The sequence below is a fragment of the Bacillus sp. BS98 genome (assembly GCF_008432245.1).
GTDB classification, from domain to species: domain Bacteria; phylum Bacillota; class Bacilli; order Bacillales; family Bacillaceae_G; genus Bacillus_A; species Bacillus_A toyonensis.
Window position 1 is genome coordinate 1,623,875 of record NZ_CP043830.1, and the last position, 22,041, is coordinate 1,645,915.

Below are 22,041 nucleotides of genomic sequence, written 5' to 3' on the forward strand. Positions count from 1 at the left end.
CATTCTTAAAGTTTTTGTATTATTTGTAATGTTTCTTTAATAAATGAAGTGAAGATGGAATCAGGATAGGACTGTACGATTTCATATGCTTCTGTTACTTCTTCAAGAGCTCTTTTTTTATCATTAAGTTTGACATAACAAAGAGCACGATATGCCCCAGCTGTTGTAAGCCGTGCGTGATCAAGTGGATGGTTTATATAATCTGGTATGATAGCACGTTGTAATGTTTTTAAAGCTTCTTCGTATTGTTTTAAACCATACAAAGCTTTTCCTTTTTCAAGATAATACGATCCATCATCTTGAAAAATCCGCTCATCTTTTAGTTTTTCTCGAAATTGTTCTACATGTTCTAATGCAATAGTATATTCATGAGTAATTGTGTTGTAGTAGTAAGCTTTTAAAAGATTAATAACCGCTGCAGATAAAGTATCTTCTGTAAAAATGGCAAATTGCTCTGATTTTTTTATGTAATGTAAATATTGTTCTTTATCAGCCGTGAGGACTTTTTGGTAAGATAAAATACGGTAAAATTCATCTGTTTTATAATACACTTGATGTTTTTTTGAAAATGCAAGTGCATCTAAAATGACACTTTCACATTGTTCGTAATTACCATATGCAAGAAAAATAATTGCCTCATATAAATATAACTCGATATGTATAATGAGATCCATTTCTAAATGTTTCTCTTCATAGTCATTTCGGATGCTAGCAATGAGTTGTAAACATTCAGCATACTTTTTACGTGTGAATATCGTAAAGGATAATTTTAATTTTGTTTCCGTACTTTCCCGGTATAACGTATATTTTTCAAAAATAGAAGTAGCCTTTTCCACGTAATGTTCAATATTGTAATCTTTCATTTTAGCCGCAGCTGTTACAAATTGTTTATATAAACGAGCGGTATTCAAAGTGGGAGGTAGCTCTTTTTGAACGATAGGTAGTAAGATCTCATATACTTCATCGTACTTATTTGCTTTTATTAGTTGTTCCATTTGTTGAATGAGTTCTATCATTTCCACATCATCATCTTCTAGTAAAAAACTCGTTTCGCATCCAAGTTTTTCAGCAATATATTGTAATGTTTTCATGGAAGGTGTAGCTTTTCCGTTTTCAATTTGGCTTAGCATACTTTTTGTCAGTTCTGAACCTGCTAAATCAGTTTGAGTAAGCTTTTTTTCTTTTCGTAACGTTTTAATTTTTGCACCGAGAGTAGCCATCATATGCTCCTTTATAATTTAAAAGTTAAATACAATTAAACTTTTTATTGTAAAAATTGGAAAGTTGATTATATAATAAGTTTAACACAATTTAACTTTTAAGGGGAGAGTGGCATAATGGGGGATGTAAGTATAGGTCAACATGATTGGAAAATGAAGATTGCAACGAGAAATATTATTTTAATGATGATTGGAAAAATGACGTCCTTGTTAGGGGCGGGTATTTATACGTTTGCAATGGGGTTATACGTATTAAAGACAACTGGTTCAGGAATGGGGTTTGCAACTACCCTTATTTGCGGATCAATACCAAGAATGATCTGTGGCCCAATTGCAGGTGCTGTAGCTGACCGCGTCAATCGAAAATGGCTTGTCATTGGCACAGATTTATTAAGTAGTTTAACGATGCTTATTATGTTTATTCTTGCAACTACTTTTGGGCCATCACTACTGTTTATTTATGTATCAGCGGCATTATTATCAATTTGTGCAAGTTTTTATTCTGTAGCATTAACTTCGTCTATTCCTAATTTAGTAGATGAGGAGCGTATTCAAAAAGCGAGTGCTTTGAACCAGACTGCAGCATCATTATCGAATATTTTAGCCCCAATTATTGGCGGAGTTGTATTTGGTTTCTTTTCAATTAAGTCGTTCTTTCTGTTAAATAGTATTACATTCTTTTTAGCGGTAATTGTACAATTATTTATCGTATTTGATTTATATAAAAAAGAAATGGTTGAAAGTAAAGAGCATTTTTTGATGAGTATAAAAGAAGGTTTTTCATATATAAAAAGACAGCATGAAATATATGGTTTAATGAAAATAGGGCTATGGGTAAACTTTTTTGCAAGTGCACTGTTCGTTTCACTACCATTTATTATTATTCAAAACCTGCATTTATCCTCGAAGCAACTCGGTGTTGTAGAGGGCATGTTAGCAGTCGGGATGCTAATTGGTGCGATTGCATTATCAGTACGTAAAGAAGTGAATAATCCGTTTCGCTCTGTTTATATTGGGCTGTTTTTATTTGCGGGTTTAAGTTTATGTACAGTCTTCCCATTGTTAGTTACCATTCCGAAAGTAGTAAGTTTTATGTACTATATTGCTTTTATGATTTTAACGGGTATATCAATGATGGCTGTAAATATCCCGATGCAAGTACATTTGCAAAAGACGACAGATCCAAGTTATTTAGGCCGCGTTTTCGGTTTGCTTGAAACAATTGCTACTGCTATCGCACCGCTTGGTATGATTGTATATGGATTATTATTAGATATGTTACCGACTAGCATTGTTATGATGACAATAGGCGGAGGATTATTGTTAGTTGTTTTAGTTGGAGTGAAGAAGCATGTAGCGAAAAAGCAAGTGGATGTGTCAGCCTAAAAGAAAATTTGACTTAATGATAAAAAATGACCAAATTAGTATTTTAGTTTTTGAAACTCTTTTTCATGTATGTTACAGTAAAGTGAGCAGACAAAGAAAAGGAGAAAACATCATGAAAAAAATAAGTTTTGTTATGCTTTTTCTGTTAGTTGTAATGGCTGGATGTAGCAATTATGACACGTATATTGAAACAGGTATGCAATCATTGAAAGATGAAAAATATAGTGATGCAACAATGTGGTTCGAAAAAGCAGAAAAAGAGAAATCAGGAAATGAAGCGAAATCATATAAAGAAATTGCCGAGATAATGGATCACGGAGCAACAGCATTAAAAGACGGTAAGTATTTAGAAGCGAAAGATATTGCAAATGAAGTGTTACAAAAGAAAAAAGATGATGAACTTGAAAAATCTGTAAAATCAAATGCAGAGAATATGCTTCAAAAAGCAAAAGATGTGGAAGAGAAAGTAAATGAAAGAGTGGCAAAGCGGAGAAAAGTAGAAGAAGAAGGAATCGATAAACTTATTAAAGCTGTCGATAGTATAGATGAAGTGAAAGAAAAAGAGAAAAAAGTTTCAGAAGCATTAGATAAGGCTGAAGAGGCACAAGCAAAAATTGAGGCGAAGAAAAATAAATAGAGTTTTAGTTTAAGAGGCTGTCGTGTATAACGACAGCCTTTTAATTTTTGGCTGCGAAAGAAATGATGCTATGTAGTAAAAAAGAAATGATTTTAGAATTCCATCTGTCCTCATGATGAATCGTATAAATGTTACGCTGAAATTCAAATCTTGGAATTGGTATATAGCATAGCTCATTTCGCTGTATTTCTTGTTCAATAGCAAGTTTAGAAATAAAAGCGACGCCATTCCCGTATTTTAAAATTTGTTTCATCGTTTCTAATGAATCTAGTTCAATTTCAGATTGGAATGTGATGTTATGTGCTAGTGTCCATTGTGTAAGTAAATCTCTCGTTGTAGATGGATTACGATGCAATAATATACGTTCTTTTTCGATATCTTGTAATGATACATTTGTCTTTTTAGCAAAATGATGTTCTTTGGAAAAAGCGAGAACAAGTGTATCAGGCATTACATTCGTTTGTTTTAAAAGTGGTTCATCAAATGGTGCAGCAGAAATTACTCCGAGATCAATTTCATGATTTTGTAGCATGATTCGAATTTCAGGAGCTGGTTTTACCATGAGTGTTATTTTTATATTAGGAAATTCGCATTGAAATTGGTGAACAACTTCTGGTAAAAGATAAGTCGCTGGTACATAACTAGCACCGATTGTTATAGCACCTTTATGAAAATCTTTAAACTCTTGTGTGACCCGCCTAGCTTCTTTCATAAGTGCATCTATTTTACAAGCATAATGATGCAATGCCTCGCCAGCCTCTGTTAAGAAATACCTTCCGGAACGTAATTCAAATAAAGACATACCGAGTTCCTCTTCTAAGCTTTTTATATGAAATGTAATAGTAGGTTGTTTCACGCCAAGTTTTTCTGCAACAATCGTAAGCTTTTTGTATTTCTTAATAAGCACTACAATTTCTAATTTTAAGAGATTCATTATGAATTGCCCGCCTTTTTTATTTTAACTATAGAAAAAATCTATAGAAATAAATAGTTTATTAGAAGTTTTTTAATTTAATCTTTACAGTACATTAACATTCAGTATAAATCCTCCATATAGAATGAAAGCAGGTTAAGAATGAGGGGAGAGAGGTGAAACAATGGATATTAAAATTCACGGATTAGAAAAGACATTTGGACAAACACAGGCGTTAAAACCACTGCAAATTGTCATGAAACAAGGGGAATTCACCACACTTTTAGGACCTTCTGGATGCGGAAAAACGACTTTACTTAGAATGATTGCAGGGCTTGAAGAGCCGGATAAAGGTGAAATATATTTTGGAGATAAGTGTATGTATTCTGGTGCGAAAAAAATAAAAACATCTCCTTATGAACGGAATATCGGTATGGTATTTCAAGATTTTGCTTTATGGCCGCATATGACTGTGTTTGAAAATGTTGCATTTGGATTAAGGGCTACAAAGCAAACGAATCATTTACGAGAAAAGGTAGAAGATGCGATAAAACGAGTTCGCCTGCAAGGTATGGAGAAAAGATATCCACACGAACTTTCTGGTGGACAGCAGCAACGTGTTGCATTTGCTAGAGCAATTGTAACAAAACCTCATTTTATTTTGTTTGATGAACCGCTTAGTGCACTCGATGCAATTTTGCGTGAAGAAATGCGCTTAGAGCTTATGGATATCGTTCATTCTATTGGCTTAACGGCATTGTATGTAACGCATGATCAAACGGAAGCTATGTCAATGTCAGATCAAATTATTGTCATGAAACAAGGAGAAGTATTACAAAAAGGAACGCCAGAAGATATTTATGTGAAGCCGTCTCATGAATTTGTTGCAAAGTTTGTTGGTAAGGCAAATTGGCTTGTAGAGAATAAACAAATGGTTCGTCCAGAGCACGTGAACTGGGCAAAAAATGAAGTGTGCGATACGTATACAGGTGAAATTCAGCACGTTACATATGTAGGAGAACGTTATGAAGTGAAAGTAAACATGGGGACACTCGGTGTATGGACAGCTTATCACAATAGTAAGCTAAGCGTCGGTAAACCGGTATCGTTATATGTACCAAAAAAATGTATTCATCATATAGGGGGAGAGTCGTATGAAGAAATTCAGTTCGCTTAAGTCTTTATTTGTATGTACTTTACTATTTTCAGCTGTAGTAACAGGTTGTAGTTCAAAGACAGGTAGTGCAGATGCAAAAAATAAAAATTCTAATGAAAAGAAAATTGTTGTATATAGTGCAGGACCGAAAGGATTAGCAGAAAAAATTCAAAAGGACTTTGAAAAGAAAACCGGTATAAAAGTGGAAATGTTTCAAGGAACAACAGGTAAGATTTTAGCGAGAATGGAAGCTGAAAAGAAAAATCCAGTCGTTGACGTTGTCGTACTCGCTTCTTTACCAGCGATGGAAGGACTAAAGAAAGATGGTCAAACGTTACCTTATAAAGAAGCGAAACAAGCTGATAAGCTACGTTCTGAATGGTCAGATGATAAAGGACATTATTTCGGATATAGTGCTTCCGCATTAGGAATTGTGTACAACACAAAAAATGTGAAAACAGCACCTGAAGATTGGAGCGATATAACGAAAGGAGAATGGAAAGGAAAAGTGAATCTTCCAGATCCAGCACTTTCAGGTTCAGCTTTAGACTTTGTAACAGGATATGTGAAAAAGAATGGACAAGATGGATGGAAATTATTTGAACAACTTAAGAAAAATGAAGGTACAGTAGCGGGGGCAAACCAAGAAGCGTTAGACCCAGTTGTAACAGGTGCGAAAGATATGGTAATTGCGGGTGTTGATTATATGACGTACAGTGCAAAAGCTAAGGGTGAACCGGTTGATATCGTATATCCAAAAAGCGGAACAGTTATTAGTCCACGTGCAGCAGGCATTATGAAGGGTAGTAAAAATGTAGAAGGTGCAAAAGAGTTTATTGATTATTTATTATCAGATGATGTACAAAAACAAGTTTCTAAAGCGTATTTATTGCCAGGTAGAAAAGATATAAAAGCTGAAAATAGACCGAATGTAGAAGAGATTCCAGTATTACATATTGACTGGAAAACAGTTGAGAAAGAACAAGATGCAATAGGAAAACAATTTAAGAAAGTATTTCAATAAGATGGTGATTACATGGTAAATCGATTCGTGTCAGTAAGACAAGTTGGAATGACAGTAGCGTTGTTACTTGTGGCGATGTTAATCGTCATTCCGCTTTTTCTCATTTTATTTTCTAGTGTATATGAAAATAGCAGTTGGAATTTTTTAAAGCCTTTTGAAGTCATGCAGAGTGGCGGATTAGCTGGGATTTTTCTGAATTCGATGCTGCTAGGTGTACTCGTTGTAATAGGAGCTACAATATTTGCATTTCCATTGGCGTTCATTATGAGTAAAACAGATGTAGGAAAGTATAGTAAGTTAGATATTGTTTTTATGATTCCATTTATGACCCCGCCTTATATCGGATCGATGGGATGGATTTTGTTCATGCAACCTAAGGGCTATTTTGAACAATTTTTTCCGATGCTAAAGACGATTTCATCATCGTTTTTTAGTTTAGGAGGTATGGTCTTAATTATGAGTCTGCATTTATTCCCATTCCTTTATTTCATGTTGAAAAACACGTTACTTCAGATTGGGAGTAGTAAAGAAGAAGCGGCAGCAGTTCATGGTGGGAGCTTTTTCTATCGTTTACGAAAAATAATATTGCCGTTATTAGTATCAAGCTATGTCATGGGTGCTTTACTCATTTTCGTAAAGACGATTGCTGAATTTGGAACACCAGCTACATTTGGGCGTAGAATAGGATTCCACGTGTTAACATCAGAAATCCATAAATTTATTTCGAGTTGGCCGATTGATTTTAGTAGTGCAACAGCATTATCTTCTTTATTACTTAGTGCATGTATGCTCATTTGGTATATGCAAAATGTATTGAATCGAAAGTATTCATATGCAATGGTTAGTGGAAAAGGTGTGAAATCTAAAAGGTATACTTTGTCTATATTTGCGCGCGTTGTAGCATGGGTTTATGTGATTAGTTTGCTAATCGTATCAATTGGTATCCCATACTTTTCTATACTAATTGCTTCATTGTCGAAATTAAGAGGTGGTGGATTACATGTAAATAACTTTACAATAAGTCATTATGAAGCATTGTTTACAATGGGTTCTCCAGGATTAGAAGCTTTATGGAACAGTTTTCTTTTTTCGCTCGTAACAGCGGTTGTTGCTGTAATGATTGGAGTCTTTTTAGCACTTATGATTCGAAAGGGGAAGAAGTCTTCTGAAAAATGGCTTGATATGTGCGGTATGTTACCGAATATGGTACCAGGAATAGTGATGGTTGTAGGTCTTATTTTATTTTGGAATTCACCATATATGCCTATGTCCATTTACAATACACCTGTTATGGTTATCGTAACGTATGTTGTTCTTTTTTTACCTTATACAGTGCAGTATGTAAAATCATCGCTCGGACAAATTGATGACTCTCTTGTGCAGGCAGGAAGTATTTTTTCCGGGAATTATATTTATATTTTTAGGAAAATAATATTGCCTCTTATTATTCCTGGCATTCTCGCTGGATGGGCGATGACATTTACGATTTCAATACGAGAGTTAGTAGCATCGCTTCTCGTATTACCTCCATCAGTAGAAACGTCAGCAACGTTTATTTTTGCTCAATTTGAACAGGGGGAAGTATCTATAGGAATGGCGATGGCAGTTGTTTCTGTTGGACTTACAACACTATGCTTATTACTTCTGCAACATATGGAGCAAAAAAGAAAAGGGGTCGCATGATGAGGGTAGAAGTATGGGGAGGAGCAGGAGAGTACGGTCGTTCCTGCTATTTTGTAAAAAATAAAGAGACAAAAATCGTATTTGATTGTGGTATTAATCGATCGTATGAAGATAGTTATCCAAAAATAGAAAGAGAAGTCGTTCCATTTTTAGAGGCGGTATTTTTATCGCATATTCATGAAGATCATACGATGGGTTTACCTTTATTAGCGAAGTATGGATATAAGAAAAAAATTTGGACAACTCGTTATACAAAGGAACAACTTCCAGCTTATTTTGAAAAATGGAGAAACTACAATCTTTCGCAAGGGTGGAATGTACCTTATAACGATCAAAATATAAAAGATTTAAATTATGTATGTATTGATGAGATTAGTAATCCAAATGAATGGATACAGATTACTCCTACATTGCGGTTTCAATGGGGGTATAGTGGGCATGTATTAGGAGCGGTTTGGTTTTTAGTGGATATGTGTAATACATACGTATTTTATTCTGGTGATTATTCCGCAGAATCTAATATACTACGAGCTAATTTACCTGAGAAGTTGCGAAGCAATATAAAAATTGCAATTGTAGATGCCGCTTACCATACTGATGATGTTTCGCAAAATGAAAGATTAGATGATCTATGTGCAGAAATTGAACGAGTTATGAAAAATAAAGGAATAGCATTACTACCGCTGCCGCAACTTGGTAGGGCGCAAGATATAGTATTGTATTTATATGAACGATATAAAGAATTTCCGCTTATAGTAGATAAAGAAATTTTGGCTGGATTTGAAGAGATGTTCCTATATAAAGATTGGATAAGAAATAATGAAGAACTTCAATGGGTTATGGAGAGTTTAAAAAGAAACATAATCGTTATGGATCATGACATTAGTATACAAAATAGTTACGGAATAGTTGTAATGAGTGATGCGAATATGCAAACGAAACGCGCACAGTTATACTATGAACAACTTCGGCATGAAGAACGGAATTCCATTATTTTTACAGGACATATTGCGAAAGAGAGTTTTGCAGAAAAAGTTATGAAAGAGCATGTAAGGAATACATGTAGGGTGAATCGAGTTCCGTATAAGGTTCATCAAAGTATGGGTGATGTTAAGGCCATGTTAAATATATTATTACCGGAACATACTTTGTTAGTGCACGCTCATAAAGAGGATACGGATCGATTACAACAAAAGCTAAGTACAGCAGGATATGAAAATATATATTCACTTGCAATGGAACGTATAGAAGTCATTTAAAATGTAAAGGGGATAGGTATATGAAAAAAGTATTTGTATTCGTAAGCATTTTCTTTTGTTGTTTCCTTTATAACGTGATGGAAGGGTTTGCTGCTAGTCCAATGAAACCTAGTTTTGAAGTGAAGTTATTATTAAAGCCAGAACAAGTATTAGGTTATAACAAAGAGATGAAGCAAGAGGTACTAGAACATTTCCAGGTTGGTACAAATTATGAAAGAATACAAGTGCAATTTTTAGATACGGCGAATAAAAGTTTAAGTAACGAAGGTTGGTTTGCGAGAATTCGAAAGAAAGAATTTAGTAAAGATTTTGAGCTAACATATAAAAAAAGATATCCTATTCAAAATGGTGTAATTCAAGATGCACTAGAAGTAGCTAAAAAAGAAGGATTTGATAGTAAAACTGATAGTTATGAGGCGGAAGTAGATTGGGGATTTGGGAAGAAAACGTTAAGTATTTCAAATAAGAAAAGTTACAGTGCTAAAGGATATGGGGTACTTGATTTACCAAATGAACATGCTTCTCAAAATATGTTAATAGAAAAGTTACCAGGGAAAATGAACAAATGGTTGTATAAGAATTGGGGAGAAGAGATGTTAAGGGATTCTCACATATACGGTCCTGTATTAATGAAACGGTATACAGGTGAATTTGAAAATATAAAAACGAATATTGAAATTTGGCCATTAAGTAATACTGGGAAGATAGAAGATGACTTCGTAATAGAAGTGTCGTTTAAAACAAATGAGGAAATTATTGCGACAAAACAAAGAGAATTATTAATGGCGAGTATAGAGAAAAAAGGATGGTTGTTACCGAAAGATAGTTTGAAGACAGAGCTTATTTTTCAGTAAATGAGAAAAAAGGAATCCATATTTCGTGGATTCCTTTTTCTAATATATGAGTATTAAGCTAAGTCAGCTGACACGAACATATCACTATTTTGAAGATTTTTAGAGCGTAAACTATAAGCAACTACCTTCTTTTTATGTTGTTTTACAACATCAACATGCTCCTCGTGACTATAAATATAAAATGTAAAATCCTTTTTGCCACGTTTTGCATTAATAATTAAAGGAGTGCCTTCATTGTGAGGCGGTGCATAATAGCGATCTAAAAATAAACCTTCATTAAAATCATGAATGATTTGAGACTTTTTTTCGTCTTCTACGCTCTTCCCATTAATAGTAACAGTCACATTCTCTTCTTCAAGTTGTGGATGTGTTTCGTACTTGCTAATAATGGATTCAATAACAGTGTTAGGAAGGCTAGAAACGATAATTTTAAATGCCCCAAATACAACTAACATTACAATAAACCAAGTCGTCATAGTATATCATCCCCTTTATTCTATTTAATAATATAACTCATATGGTAATAGTACATATGGTGAAGTTTTGTATAATTTGTGAAAAATATGCCATTTTTACGAACGAAATGTTAGAAAAATCAATTTTGTTACAAAAAGTTGAAATCGAAGTATTTTAAAAGAAAAAGGTTTATAATAAAAATATAACTAATAACCACATTACTAATTATAAGGAAGTGTAACTATGAGTACTGTAGCAATCGTGTATGGTATTATTCTTTCTACAATTATTGTTTTATTTTTCGTTGGAGTTTCACGTTATATTCATAAATGGAAAGAAGGCGTTGCGAAATTAAATCACATTGAAGAAGAACTTAGTGATTTAATGTTACATCATGGTAAGTAAAAGAGTTATTATTTAACTAAACAATGTGAAGGCTATCACAAAACATGTTTTCCTAATGAAAGCATGTTTTTTTATTATGTGCTGAATAGGCACATATCATCTATTTTTTCCATACGATACATCGTTAAGTACAAAATGTTAGGAGCGGAAAAGAGGGATGATATGAGTACGTCAGGTTATGTTCCAGATAATAAAAATTTAAAGAAAAGCTCAGGAACTCCAAACCTTTTCTTTGATTCAAGAAAAAATGTCTTTTTTAAAAGGGATGAGAAAAACGTTGCATATGAAGTTACTTCAACGCAGTTACCAGCAATGATTGGAGGAGCATTTGTTGATTTATTTATGACGAAGGGACATATGCGAGAACCGCATTGGCATCCGAATGCATGGGAATTAGATGTTGTTGTATCAGGAGAAGCAGTTACATCCATTTTAAATCCTGAAACGAATCAATTGCAAAATTATCATGTAAAAGCGGGGCAAACAGTCTTTATTCCAATGGGATGGTGGCATTGGATCACAGCCATAACAGAAGAAGTACAATTACATTTGTTCTTCAATAACGATCAGTTTGAAACAGCAGAAGGATCAGACATACTTAGATTAACACCACCAGAAGTATTTCAAGCTGCATACGGTGTAAGTGCAGAGAAATTAGAGAAGGACCTTTCGCCAATTAAGGAGTCAGTTGTAATTGGTCCACCTAACTCCAAACGGCTAAAAGATGTTAAAGAAAGTGACGACTCAAATATAGTCGTTACGTTAAATGGACAAATAACTTCATGTGAAATAGAGTAACTCTTTCTTTTTTAGGAAGAGTTATTCTGTTTTGTATAATTTTGTAATTAAATTCGTTATAATAATTATATAGAAGGGAATGTATCTGGCATTAACGGGCAGTAAAACTCCCACCTTAAAATTCGGCTGGAGCGAAGATGTTAGGTGAGAGTCGGGCTGCCCGTAAACGTCGATTGGTTTAACTAATAATCAGTGGGGGATGAAGAACCCCACTGATTATAGTTTCACTTTATTAGAGGGGGTATATTGTGAACATATTTAAGATTATAGGAATTGTTGCAGGAGTGATTCTAGTAGCTGTTATAGCTTTCTTTGTCATTATGAGAAGTACTATTTGTCAAAAGAAGATCCTGATTACGTATTAAAGTACATAAAAGAACATAAAGACGATGAAACATGTTCATTATTTATTAAAAGAAATGGAGAAGTATTAACTTCTATAAATGCAAATAAAAAATTACCATTGGCGAGTACGGCGAAAATCGTAATAGCAGTTGAATTTGCTAAGCAAGTATCAGAAGGGAAAATAAGTCGAGATGAACAAATTTCATTGCAGGAGCTAGAAAAATATTACGTTAAAAACACTGATGGTGGAGCGCATCCTAACTGGTTAGAAGATGCTAAAGCGAGAGAGTTAGTGAAAAATGGACAAATCGCTTTGGAAGAAGTCGCTAAAGGGATGATTCATTATAGTTCGAATGCAAATACAACATATTTGTTAGAAAAGCTTGGAATAGAAAGAGTAAATGAAAGTATAAAAGAGTTAGAGCTTACTAGTCATGACAAGTTCTCTTCGTATACTGCTTCACTATATATGAGAGGGTATGTAGAAAAAGAGCTTCATGAGCCAGAAAATCAATCTTTAGAAACGATACGTAACATGTCAAAGGATGAGTATAATAAACATGTGTTACAAATACATGAATGGATGAAAGATGAAGAAGAATGGAAAAAACGGGATATCCCATTAAAGGTAGATATGGAATTTCAGCGAATTTGGTCAGATCGATTAGTGGTGCAAACGCTAAAGATTATATGAGTATAATGGGGAAAATAAATAGTAGAAATTATTTTCCAAAATCAATGCAAGATGAAATTGAGAATGTTTTTAACGGAACAGTTAAAAATAGTAAGTTTGAATATGCTGGACAAAAGGGTGGTTCTACCGCATTCGTATTGACAAAAAGTTTGTATACTACGGATAAAAACGGCAATAAGGTGGAAGTTGTAATTATGTTTAACGATATAGATGATCAAGTTGCATATCAAAAACTTAGAAATAACATAGATTATTTTATTCAAGATTTTATAACAAGTAAGGAATTTAGAAATAAATTATAATGAAATAATTTTATTATGTAAACAAAAGAGTGCTTTTTAAAAAGCACTCTTTTCTATAAATGATACAGGATTTTCTAATTATGCCATTGAATATAGATTGAAAATAAGAAAGGAAGTTGAAAAATGACGACAATATATTTCGTTCGCCATGCCCACTCAACATATACAAAAGAAGAACGTGAACGGCCTTTATCTGAAAAGGGACACTGTGATGCAGAAAATGTAACACGCTTATTAAAAGATGGACATATTGATGTTGTGATCTCTAGCCCGTACAAAAGAGCAATTCAAACTGTACAAGGAATTGCGAATACATATAATGTATCGATACAAATAGAAGAAGATTTACGGGAAAGGTTATTAAGTTCAGAGCCACTAGAAGATTTTAATGATGCCATTGAGAATGTGTGGGAAGATTGGACTTTTGCATATGAAGGCGGAGAATCAAATGATGTAGCACAAAAGCGTGCTATATTATGCATGCAAAATATATTGGAAAAATATAAAGGGAAGAATATTGTAATAGGTACTCATGGGAATATTATGGTGTTACTTATGAATTATTTTGATTCGAAATATGATTTTCAGTTTTGGAAAACAATTCAAATGCCTGACGTGTACAAATTAACTTTTGATAATAATCGTTTCATTTCTGCTGAAAGAATAGAGGAAGCAGGTCATCGGATAAATATTTTGTAAAAGTTTATCAAAAAAAGAGGAAAGAGAGAAGTTATTGTAGAAGTATGACTTTGTAACATAAAAAATATATGTTAAAGGAGGCTGTTTACATGTTTGAGAAAGAGAAAGAAGGGCTTATTGAAGTTCACAACGTATATGAAATTGCACCAGCAGATGGAACAATTATTGGTATGGCAACGGAAGAAGAAATGGAAATTGCTGCTGAGCTAGAGTTACAGTACTGTGCCCATTCTCGTTTGTTAGAAGCAAATATTCAGTTAGACGGTTCCTCCTATAAAGAGTTACTTCAGGAGTTCCAGGAGTATGAAAGAAAATCGATGAACTTTTGGCGAGCATTACATAAACGTTTAGCTGTGCCATGGGCATGGGTACTACGTATTGATGTTGCGAATGGTCCTATATATGTAAGCAATGGGTATTCGTATTACGAAGAAATTGATGATGAAGAAGATTATGAATAGATAAGTAAGGAAGCAGCTTTAGTTGCTTCCTTTTTTTGTGTGTAATGAGTGAATAGCTTCAATGATAATATCTGGTCGATCATTTTCTATTCCGTGACTAGCATGTTCAGCTAGAATATATTGACTGTTTATAGAGAGGTGAAATTGTTCACGAATTAGTTTTTGCCACGTCGATTCAAGTTGTGTTGCTTCCTCTTTTGGCATGCCGCCCTCAATCATTTGAGTAATAGAATAATGAGGATCTCTACCGATAACGATTAATGGTATTTCTAATATTATATCTAGCTCTTTTATTGAACGAGCACAGTTTTTCCACTTGGATAGTTCAGAAACCGTCGCTTTATATAATGAGGGTGATGTGGAGAATTCTATATAATGTTTTGGTTTGTTGACGAGCATAGGTTTTTGTTCATTATAAAGTGTGTCGACATCCATTTTGGAGTACGTATTATATTTTTGAAGCCACATATCATCAGAATCAGTTTGATCAGAAATCGGTAAATGAAGTTCGTCTAATCGGTGTAAGTTTATGGAAGTAGAATCAACTAAAAGAAGTGCTTGTAGCCTATCTTCATGTAACATCGTAAAATGTTGTGCACATAATCCTCCATAGGAATGACCGATTAGAATGATTGGCTCATGAATATATAGTTTGTCTAGTAACATATGTAGTTCTTTTGCTACTTGTATCGTAGTACGCGGATACATTCCCAACTCACTTTTTCCGTAACCTGGGCGATGGTATGAAACGACTGTAAAGTGCTCGGAAAGCTTTTTCATAATGGGAAGCCAATCATAAAAGGAGCAAGTCATTCCAGTTTGAATGACTATAGTTTGTTTACTACTTCCTTTTATATATACTTCTATATTTTGTCCCAATATCTCTACAAATTTATGAATAATAATTCCTCCTAAGTTTGAAATAATTTTTGGCAAGCAAAAACGATACACCAAGCACCTATACCGAGTAGGACAGATGTACTAAGTGCAAATGAATTTTTTAAACTAATATAGACGATAAATAGTAGTAGTGCTGATGCAGGAAATCCATATAATACACCTAAAGCAAATTGACTCAATTCTTGTTTGTTACCGCCTTCGAAAGAAATCCAAAATAGACTAAGTAAACTTACAAGAGGAAGGGCAGCGATAAAGCCGCCTATCGTACTATAATGTTTAGCGACTTCAGTAATGATACCGATAATAAGTGCCGAAACGATAACTTTAACGAGGAAATGCATATTTTGCCTCCTTCGCTAATAAAGAAAAGGCTTTTTCAATTAATTGTTGTTCTTCTTTTGATAACTGTGATTCTAATATTTTTATCTTTTCTTTATCTAGTAAAGTATGCTTTTCTAATACTTCCATTCCTTCGGTTGTTAATGTAAGATTTACGACCCTTTCATCTTGTTTATTTCTCTCTTTAAGGAGGAAATCCTTTTGAATAAGGCGCTTTACGTGTTCAGATGCTGTGTTATGAGAGAGACTAAGCTCAGAAGCAACTTTTCCAATTGTTATATTTTTCTCACGGGAAACGATTTGTAAAATACGAATTGCTTGGTGGGAAAGGTTGTCCTCATATTCACATCGTAAGTGATAATAAATGCTCTCCCAATGTTGATTGATGTCTTTCATAATAATAAATCCCCCTATTTTTATATCGTTTAATAAGATATATTCGTTAATGTAGAAATAAAATCCTTTTATTTGGATAAAAAATATTGAAAAAGTTTATTTTTATTGAAATATAAGGTAATCTATGTGTAAAGGTATACATTTAGCAAGAGAGAGGATGATAGCTGTGAATACATTTAAATGGATTAGTCATGAACAGATGTATGTAGATGAAATACATGTTGAAAAATGTGGTCCTCTTTCAGTCGGCGTATACGGTGGAAACCAAGAAAGTGATGCATATGAAAGAGGAGATGCGGTGCTTGCTTGGTGGGATCCTGAATTACAATTTGAATTTGTTATGATTTTTGATACACATCATAAAACGAAAAATATCCATTATATAATAGAAGCAATTTCAGAAAGAAAAGAGAAACTAAAAGAATTATTTTCATACCCAATACATTTAGCTTTTCATCATACACATATGTACTTATTAGCGTTATTCACAGATGAGTTATTTATTGAAAAATGTGATCAAAATGATGAAGAACTTGCATGTTTAATTTGTTTGCGAAAAGGCGAGTTCTTATATTGGCTATCAGTTGGTGATTGTTTCGCATACTTATTCCATTCTGAGCAAACGAAGAATGGAAAAGGACGATTAAATAAACGGAAGAATTACGAATATATTGGCAGGAAAAATATTTTCGCAGCAAATACACCTTGTTTTACTTCAGGTGTGAGGGGATTAGAAAAAGGTACGAATCACATTGTAATGGCAACGGACGGTATTTTAGAGTGTGATAAACGAAGGTTTGATGATGATCAATCTTTAGTAGAAATATTACACGACGGAAATAGCTTACAAATTGAGCCGGTATTAACAAATGTACTGCAGTGGAAAGGTAGAGATTGTGCCACGATTATCGGATGGTCTATCGATACTGAAAATAAACAATGCGCTAATTAATAACAAAAAGGAGTTCAAGGTTTGTTGTCCTTGAACTCCTTTTTGTTAAGCAATATGAATATGATACGTTTTCAACCATTCATTTACTTGTAGCATATACTCCATAGCACTCCTCGCTTCAAAAGTGTTAATCTCTTTATTACTTTGATTAGCAATTGAAAGTAGAATGGAATGGTTAATGAGTGAGAAAATAGGATTGTTTTTATTACTACACATATCAAGTGTTAAATTACGAATTGTTTGTAAGTAGTGTGGGTCTTGTGAAGTTGGATAAGCGCTTTTTCTTCTATTTCGTATATCGTCAGGTAAAGCTGGTTTTAGTGCTCTACGTAAAATGCCTTTTTCAATATTATCAATACTTTTTATGTTGAAAGGAACGTTCCATAAATATTCAACTAATCTATAATCACAAAACGGTACACGAACTTCAAATCCTACAGCCATACTCATACGGTCTTTACGATCAAGTAAGAACGGGAGAAATCTCGTTAAAAATAAATAAAACATTTGGCGTTGTTTCGCGGATTTTTTACTTTCCCCTTTAAGAGTAGGTACTTCAAGAACAGCTTCATGGAATCGTGTATGAATATAATGCTCAGGATTACATTGCTTTGATACGTCGTTTAATAATAGAGAAGATGTGTTTTTCCAGTTTGTTAACCATGGAAACTTATCTACATATAATAGTTCTTCTTGATGAAACCAAGGATACCCACCGAATACTTCATCGGCAGATTCCCCGGATAAAGCTACAGTTGCATCTTTTTTCATTTCGCAAAATAGTAAATATAGTGAAGTTTCCATTTCGCCTGCACTTGGTAAGTCTTTCGCATGAAGGGGAACGAATAAGTGATTTGCTAATTCTTCAGCATTCACAATAATGTCATGATGCGACGTCCCTACATGTTCAGAAACACGTTTTACCCAAGGAGCATCTAGACCAGTTCGAGCAAATGTCAGTTCGAAATCTTTCGCGCTATTTAAAAAGTCGATTGAATATGTGTGAAGTGTTTTGTGTTCCTCTGCAAATTCTTTCCCCGCAAGTGCAGTAATACCACTAGAATCTAATCCGCCTGATAACATACAAACGAGTGGAACATCGGCAATTAATTGTCTTTTTACTGTATCTTGTAAAATAGATAAAATATGAGAAGATGTATCTTCTATAGAGTCTGTATGGATCTTACTTTCTAAGTTCCAATACTTCGTAACTACTTTTTTATCACGTGTAAATGTTATAGAATGTCCAGCACGTACTTCTTGAATATGCTTAAACACACCACATCCTGGAGTTCGAAATAACCCTAATCCAAATATTTCATTTATTCCATCCGCATCAATTTCAGCAGGGACAGATGGATGCGCTAATAATGCTTTAATTTCAGAACCGAAAATAATACTGTCATTTCTTTCTGTATAAAAAAGTGGTTTTACACCTAAATGATCGCGTGCTAAAAATAATTGTTGTTTCTGATCATCCCATAAGGCGAAAGCGAAAATTCCATTTAAATGTTGTACGCAGTCTTCTTTCCATTCTAAATAAGCATGTAGTAACACTTCTGTATCTGAATGAGTTTCAAATGCATGTCCACATTTTTGAAGTTGCTCTCTCAGCTCACGGAAATTATAAATTTCTCCATTATAAGTAAGAGCATACGTATAATCACCAGCACGGAATGTTTTTGGTTGTGTCCCGCCTTCTGGATCAATTACAATTAATCGCCGGTGTGCAAAAGCCGCTCTAGGTGAAAACCAAAATCCTTCAGCATCCGGACCACGATGCTCAATGCTATTCGCCATCTTTTCTAAAACAACATGTTCATTGGAAAGGTCCTTCTTCCAATCTACCCAGCCTGTAATTCCACACATACACATCTCATCTCCTAATTTAAAATAATTAAAAGTAGATTAACAAAATAAAATGTACACTAAGTTAAAGAACGACTACATAAATAGTGTACTACATGAATTAAACTGTAGACTTGAGAAAATTTTCTTCAAATGCAAAGTTATATGAGACAATGGCTGAGGAAAAGTATTCCATTACATAAAAAAATAATAAAAAAGATGAGAGAAAACATTTTTCAGGACGTTATATAGGGTGTAAAAGCTTTTACAAAAAAATAAGGGGAATCGCTACATGAAATCAAATGAGAAAAATTTTATAAAAAGATTACAGCGGCAAAAAGAAGATGCCTTAGAATTTGTTGTTGATACATACTTACCACTCATAAAGGGGATCACGCATAAAGTTCTTCTTCCAGTTCAAAATGATGGATTGATGGAGGAATGCATAAATGATATATTTCTTTCCATTTGGAATAACGCAAATAAATTTCATGGAGAGCCGAGTGACTTTAAAAAATGGATTGCGGCAATTGCAAAGTTTAAAGCAATTGATTATTACCGAAAAGCGAATAAAAAAGTAGAAATCATTTCAGATGAGTTTCATATTAGTACCAAAAAATCGGCAGAAGACGAATTAATCGTTATGGAAGATAGGGAAGAATTATTGAATCTTATTAATCAATTGGAACCGTTAGATCAAAAAGTATTCATTATGAAATATCTTCTCGGTATGAAGACAGAAGAAATAGGAGACAAGTTAGGGTTAACTCGGGCAGCGATCGATAATCGCGTGTACCGTGGGAAAAAGAAACTACAACAAAATGCTACGAATATTAGTTTTGGAGGTAGTGCAATATGAAAGATATTTATGAACTATTAAATGATATTGATATAGATGAAAAAGAACTTGAGGAAATTGGGACTTCTGAAATTGAAAAAGAAAAAGTGAAGCGTAACTTAAAACAGTCGATACGTACGAAGAAAAAGATGAAAGGTTGGAAAAAAGGTGTTGCTGCAGCATCTATTTTAGTCGGCGTATCGGTTGCCATGCTTGGCATCGGATTTCCTACATACGCTGGAGGACTACCAATAGTAGGGGACATATTCCGATTTTTAGATAATGGTAGAACAGGGTTATATGAAAATTATAAAGCTGACGTAGAGAAGACGGCGGAGCTTCATAATAATTATAAACAATACGCTATAGTACTAAATATGATAAAAGAAAGCAATGGAATTAAGATAACGGTAAATGATGCGATTTTCGATGGGAAGACAGTATCAATAAACTACTCTATAGAAAGTAACAGAGATTTAGGCAAAAATCCAAGTACATTGGATTTTTTAACTATTAAAGGAGCAGGTGCCCAATCAGGAAGCAATGAAATTACTAAAGTCGCTGATAGAAAATATACAGGTTTAATAAAAACAAGCAGCGATCTAGTTAGTAGTAAAGAAACTACAGTGAACATTGAATGGAGTATAAAAAGTATAGACATTTTAGAAACAGAAGAAACGATAAAAGGGGATTGGAATTTTAATATTAATCTAAGAGGAATAGAAAATAAGGAGCAATTGATTAGAGGTAGTACAGAAAAAGATGGTGTAAAAGTAAATATGGAGAGAATGGAAATAACACCAATGTCGTTTATTTTATACTACAATCAAGAAGTATCTCAAGAAATAAGGGGTGTATGGGATGGAGTGGATATCGATTTAGAAGTGAGGGATGATTTAGGTAATCAGTATTCTGGGGAAGGAAATGGAGGCTCAGGTGAGAATTCTTATAATTTTAATTGGAGTAAAACATTCCAACAACTCAATGAGAATGCAACCAAGCTAATAATAACGCCTCACGTTAATTTAAGAATTCACACTCCTGAAAATTATGGTTCGGTAACAATAGTTGGAGGACAAGTAAAGGAGAGTTTCGTGTCTCGAAAACTGGGAGGCAATAAGGGTATTGTGTTAGATGATATTGTAATTGATTTAAAGAAATAAAAGAGAGACTGCCTAAAAACATTAGGCAGTCTCTTTTTCGTTAAAAACTAGTTATGAGTAAAGCATGCGGATGCTGCGTTTTATACTCATCTTTCCACGGAATGTTTAGTTGTTCCCACGATTCGCCGCTATCATTGGATTGAAAGACGCCATTGTTATTTAAAGTGTAAAACGTATGTGGTTCTGCTGGATTTGTCGCAAACATCGAAATGACTGTACCGATTGCAGACGGTAGTCCTTGCTGTACTTGCTCAAAAGGAGTATCTTTCGTTTTTCGATATATATAAGATTCATAAGGAATACGGTGATGAGCGAGATCGGCACTTGGCGCAGCAGAAACGAGAACAGTATCGCAATCAGCTGGATCGATAGCCATGCTGTATAAATAATGATGCTCAAGTCCTTCACTACATGAGATCCAGCTGTTTCCACTGTTATAACTTTCAAGATAGGCACGATCAGGTCCGCCCATAAATCCGTCACCACATGATGCATAAAGGCGATTGGGGGCTTCGGGGTGCATGAGTAATTGATGGGCGTCGATAGGAGCACCGAATTTTTTATCAATCCATGTATGCCCTTTATCGTTACTTTGAATAACAGCACCAGCTTCGATTGAAACGTGAATTGTATTTGGATTGTTTGGATCAACTGTGATCCAGCGTACGTGATGGGTAAAAGGTCTAGGCGGGAAAGCCCACGTATAAGAAGATAATAATGATTTCATATTTTTAAGTTCCGTCCACGTTTCACCACCGTTTTCTGAACGGAATAAAGCGCTCGGTTCAGTCCCTACATAAACGACTCCATATTCGTTAACTTGTTCATTAGGGCTTATCGTTATAGAAGTGATAGAGGAGTGTAAAATACCATCTTCTTTAGGGAAATCAAAGTAGCGATAGGAATCCCCAATTGGTCTCCACGAATCTCCGCCATCGTCGCTTAACCATAAACCTCGTCCAAATGTTCCGCAATATATACGATTTTGTTGGAACGGATCAACGGCAATACAGGTAGGTTGCATATTTTGCAAGTGACAAGTCGTTTCGTAGTTACCATCTTGTTCTTTCACTACAACAAGTTCACGCTCCATACAGAGAAATAAACGTTTCATTTTCGTAACCTCCTTAAAATTTCTTTCAATAGTAAACAATATGAAAATAAAAAAGAAGTAGTCTTGTTTTTATTTGAGAAAAAGGGATTGTTTAAAAAGTAGCGAAGTGTGTATACAGAGGAAGCGGGGTTTACGGGCGGTCAATTCGGGATAAAGATGGGGAGTTTGTTTCATACTAACATACAGGTATGGCACTTAA

General features: G+C 34.2%; 23 protein-coding genes and 1 pseudogene. 16 read left to right on the forward strand and 8 right to left on the reverse strand.

The features are described 5' to 3' along the window. Positions 1-5: 5 nt before the first annotated feature. Complete coding sequence (locus F0362_RS08605) at positions 6-1,220, reverse strand: helix-turn-helix domain-containing protein (RefSeq protein ID WP_000212331.1); 1,215 nt, start codon at positions 1,218-1,220, stop codon at positions 6-8. Positions 1,221-1,337: 117 nt separating this feature from the next. Here F0362_RS08605 and F0362_RS08610 point away from each other — a divergent pair, with 117 nt between their 5' ends. Continuing rightward, the gene (locus tag F0362_RS08610) at positions 1,338-2,606 is read left to right on the forward strand and encodes an MFS transporter (RefSeq protein ID WP_000503120.1); all 1,269 of its coding nucleotides are present in this window, start codon (positions 1,338-1,340) and stop codon (positions 2,604-2,606) included. Between the two features lie 112 nt (positions 2,607-2,718). After that, the gene (locus F0362_RS08615) at positions 2,719-3,243 is read left to right on the forward strand and encodes a COG3014 family protein (RefSeq protein ID WP_000723951.1); all 525 of its coding nucleotides are present in this window, start codon (positions 2,719-2,721) and stop codon (positions 3,241-3,243) included. Positions 3,244-3,283: 40 nt separating this feature from the next. Here the strand turns inward: F0362_RS08615 and F0362_RS08620 are convergent, their stop codons facing one another. Further along, on the reverse strand, positions 3,284-4,177 hold the full coding sequence (locus F0362_RS08620; protein WP_001050591.1) for a LysR family transcriptional regulator: 894 nt from the start codon (positions 4,175-4,177) through the stop codon (positions 3,284-3,286). A gap of 163 nt (positions 4,178-4,340) precedes the next feature. Between F0362_RS08620 and F0362_RS08625 the strand changes: the two genes are divergently transcribed. Genes F0362_RS08625 through F0362_RS08645 form a run of 5 tightly spaced genes read left to right on the forward strand, consistent with a single transcriptional unit; the run spans position 4,341 to position 10,132 of the window. Further along, positions 4,341-5,333 carry an ABC transporter ATP-binding protein gene (locus F0362_RS08625; protein ID WP_000351787.1) on the forward strand — a complete coding sequence of 331 codons (993 nt, stop codon included), beginning with the start codon at positions 4,341-4,343 and terminating at the stop codon, positions 5,331-5,333. Further along, entirely contained in the window at positions 5,311-6,336 is a 1,026-nt protein-coding gene (locus F0362_RS08630; RefSeq protein WP_000714709.1) for an ABC transporter substrate-binding protein, read from the forward strand. The genes F0362_RS08625 and F0362_RS08630 overlap by 23 nt, the downstream gene beginning before the upstream one ends. Positions 6,337-6,348: 12 nt before the next feature. After that, the gene (locus F0362_RS08635; protein WP_000248157.1) at positions 6,349-8,019 is read left to right on the forward strand and encodes an ABC transporter permease; all 1,671 of its coding nucleotides are present in this window, start codon (positions 6,349-6,351) and stop codon (positions 8,017-8,019) included. Next, a complete protein-coding gene (locus tag F0362_RS08640) occupies positions 8,016-9,278 on the forward strand; it encodes an MBL fold metallo-hydrolase (RefSeq protein ID WP_033658363.1) in 1,263 nt (420 codons plus the stop codon). The genes F0362_RS08635 and F0362_RS08640 overlap by 4 nt, the downstream gene beginning before the upstream one ends. Before the next feature lie 20 nt (positions 9,279-9,298). Continuing rightward, positions 9,299-10,132 carry a hypothetical protein gene (locus F0362_RS08645; RefSeq protein WP_149889736.1) on the forward strand — a complete coding sequence of 278 codons (834 nt, stop codon included), beginning with the start codon at positions 9,299-9,301 and terminating at the stop codon, positions 10,130-10,132. A 53-nt stretch (positions 10,133-10,185) separates the two neighbouring features. Here F0362_RS08645 and F0362_RS08650 read toward each other — a convergent pair whose 3' ends face one another. Next, positions 10,186-10,608 (reverse strand): YfmQ family protein, encoded by a 423-nt coding sequence (locus tag F0362_RS08650; RefSeq protein WP_000214604.1) that lies wholly within the window; start codon positions 10,606-10,608, stop codon positions 10,186-10,188. A 41-nt stretch (positions 10,609-10,649) separates the two neighbouring features. Between F0362_RS08650 and F0362_RS08655 the strand changes: the two genes are divergently transcribed. From F0362_RS08655 to F0362_RS08680, 6 genes and pseudogenes are all read left to right on the forward strand, one after another. Next, positions 10,650-10,766: a hypothetical protein gene (locus F0362_RS08655; protein ID WP_001987133.1), complete on the forward strand. Its 117-nt coding sequence runs from the start codon at positions 10,650-10,652 to the stop codon at positions 10,764-10,766. A 65-nt stretch (positions 10,767-10,831) separates the two neighbouring features. Continuing rightward, positions 10,832-10,993: a hypothetical protein gene (locus F0362_RS08660; protein ID WP_000108701.1), complete on the forward strand. Its 162-nt coding sequence runs from the start codon at positions 10,832-10,834 to the stop codon at positions 10,991-10,993. Positions 10,994-11,155: 162 nt separating this feature from the next. Beyond that, positions 11,156-11,791, forward strand: coding sequence for a cupin domain-containing protein (locus F0362_RS08665; RefSeq protein ID WP_000107762.1), 636 nt, complete (start codon positions 11,156-11,158; stop codon positions 11,789-11,791). A 248-nt stretch (positions 11,792-12,039) separates the two neighbouring features. Beyond that, a pseudogene (locus tag F0362_RS08670) lies at positions 12,040-13,132 on the forward strand (serine hydrolase). Between the two features lie 123 nt (positions 13,133-13,255). Further along, complete coding sequence (locus F0362_RS08675) at positions 13,256-13,831, forward strand: histidine phosphatase family protein (protein WP_000208273.1); 576 nt, start codon at positions 13,256-13,258, stop codon at positions 13,829-13,831. An 89-nt stretch (positions 13,832-13,920) separates the two neighbouring features. Beyond that, positions 13,921-14,292, forward strand: a complete 372-nt coding sequence (locus F0362_RS08680; protein WP_000461765.1) for a hypothetical protein — start codon at positions 13,921-13,923, stop codon at positions 14,290-14,292. 18 nt (positions 14,293-14,310) lie between these two features. On the opposite strand, the gene F0362_RS08685 is transcribed toward F0362_RS08680, so the two are convergent. Genes F0362_RS08685 through F0362_RS08695 form a run of 3 tightly spaced genes read right to left on the reverse strand, consistent with a single transcriptional unit; the run spans position 14,311 to position 15,927 of the window. Then, complete coding sequence (locus tag F0362_RS08685; protein WP_002105430.1) at positions 14,311-15,243, reverse strand: alpha/beta fold hydrolase; 933 nt, start codon at positions 15,241-15,243, stop codon at positions 14,311-14,313. Further along, complete coding sequence (locus F0362_RS08690) at positions 15,204-15,533, reverse strand: DUF3147 family protein (RefSeq protein ID WP_000545617.1); 330 nt, start codon at positions 15,531-15,533, stop codon at positions 15,204-15,206. Before F0362_RS08690 ends, F0362_RS08685 begins: the two co-directional genes overlap by 40 nt. Continuing rightward, positions 15,517-15,927 (reverse strand): MarR family winged helix-turn-helix transcriptional regulator, encoded by a 411-nt coding sequence (locus tag F0362_RS08695; protein WP_000651923.1) that lies wholly within the window; start codon positions 15,925-15,927, stop codon positions 15,517-15,519. The genes F0362_RS08690 and F0362_RS08695 overlap by 17 nt, the downstream gene beginning before the upstream one ends. Before the next feature lie 124 nt (positions 15,928-16,051). Between F0362_RS08695 and F0362_RS08700 the strand changes: the two genes are divergently transcribed. After that, positions 16,052-16,879 carry a PP2C family serine/threonine-protein phosphatase gene (locus F0362_RS08700; RefSeq protein ID WP_002047737.1) on the forward strand — a complete coding sequence of 276 codons (828 nt, stop codon included), beginning with the start codon at positions 16,052-16,054 and terminating at the stop codon, positions 16,877-16,879. A gap of 45 nt (positions 16,880-16,924) precedes the next feature. On the opposite strand, the gene asnB is transcribed toward F0362_RS08700, so the two are convergent. Further along, positions 16,925-18,748 (reverse strand): asparagine synthase (glutamine-hydrolyzing), encoded by a 1,824-nt coding sequence (asnB, locus tag F0362_RS08705; protein ID WP_000333949.1) that lies wholly within the window; start codon positions 18,746-18,748, stop codon positions 16,925-16,927. A gap of 271 nt (positions 18,749-19,019) precedes the next feature. On the opposite strand from asnB, the gene F0362_RS08710 reads away from it, so the two are divergent. After that, on the forward strand, positions 19,020-19,586 hold the full coding sequence (locus tag F0362_RS08710) for a sigma-70 family RNA polymerase sigma factor (RefSeq protein WP_000840025.1): 567 nt from the start codon (positions 19,020-19,022) through the stop codon (positions 19,584-19,586). Next, the gene (locus tag F0362_RS08715) at positions 19,583-20,728 is read left to right on the forward strand and encodes a DUF4179 domain-containing protein (RefSeq protein ID WP_000653162.1); all 1,146 of its coding nucleotides are present in this window, start codon (positions 19,583-19,585) and stop codon (positions 20,726-20,728) included. The genes F0362_RS08710 and F0362_RS08715 overlap by 4 nt, the downstream gene beginning before the upstream one ends. A 40-nt stretch (positions 20,729-20,768) precedes the next feature. Here the strand turns inward: F0362_RS08715 and F0362_RS08720 are convergent, their stop codons facing one another. Continuing rightward, positions 20,769-21,842 carry a WD40/YVTN/BNR-like repeat-containing protein gene (locus F0362_RS08720; protein WP_000825308.1) on the reverse strand — a complete coding sequence of 358 codons (1,074 nt, stop codon included), beginning with the start codon at positions 21,840-21,842 and terminating at the stop codon, positions 20,769-20,771. Positions 21,843-22,041 lie beyond the last annotated feature (199 nt).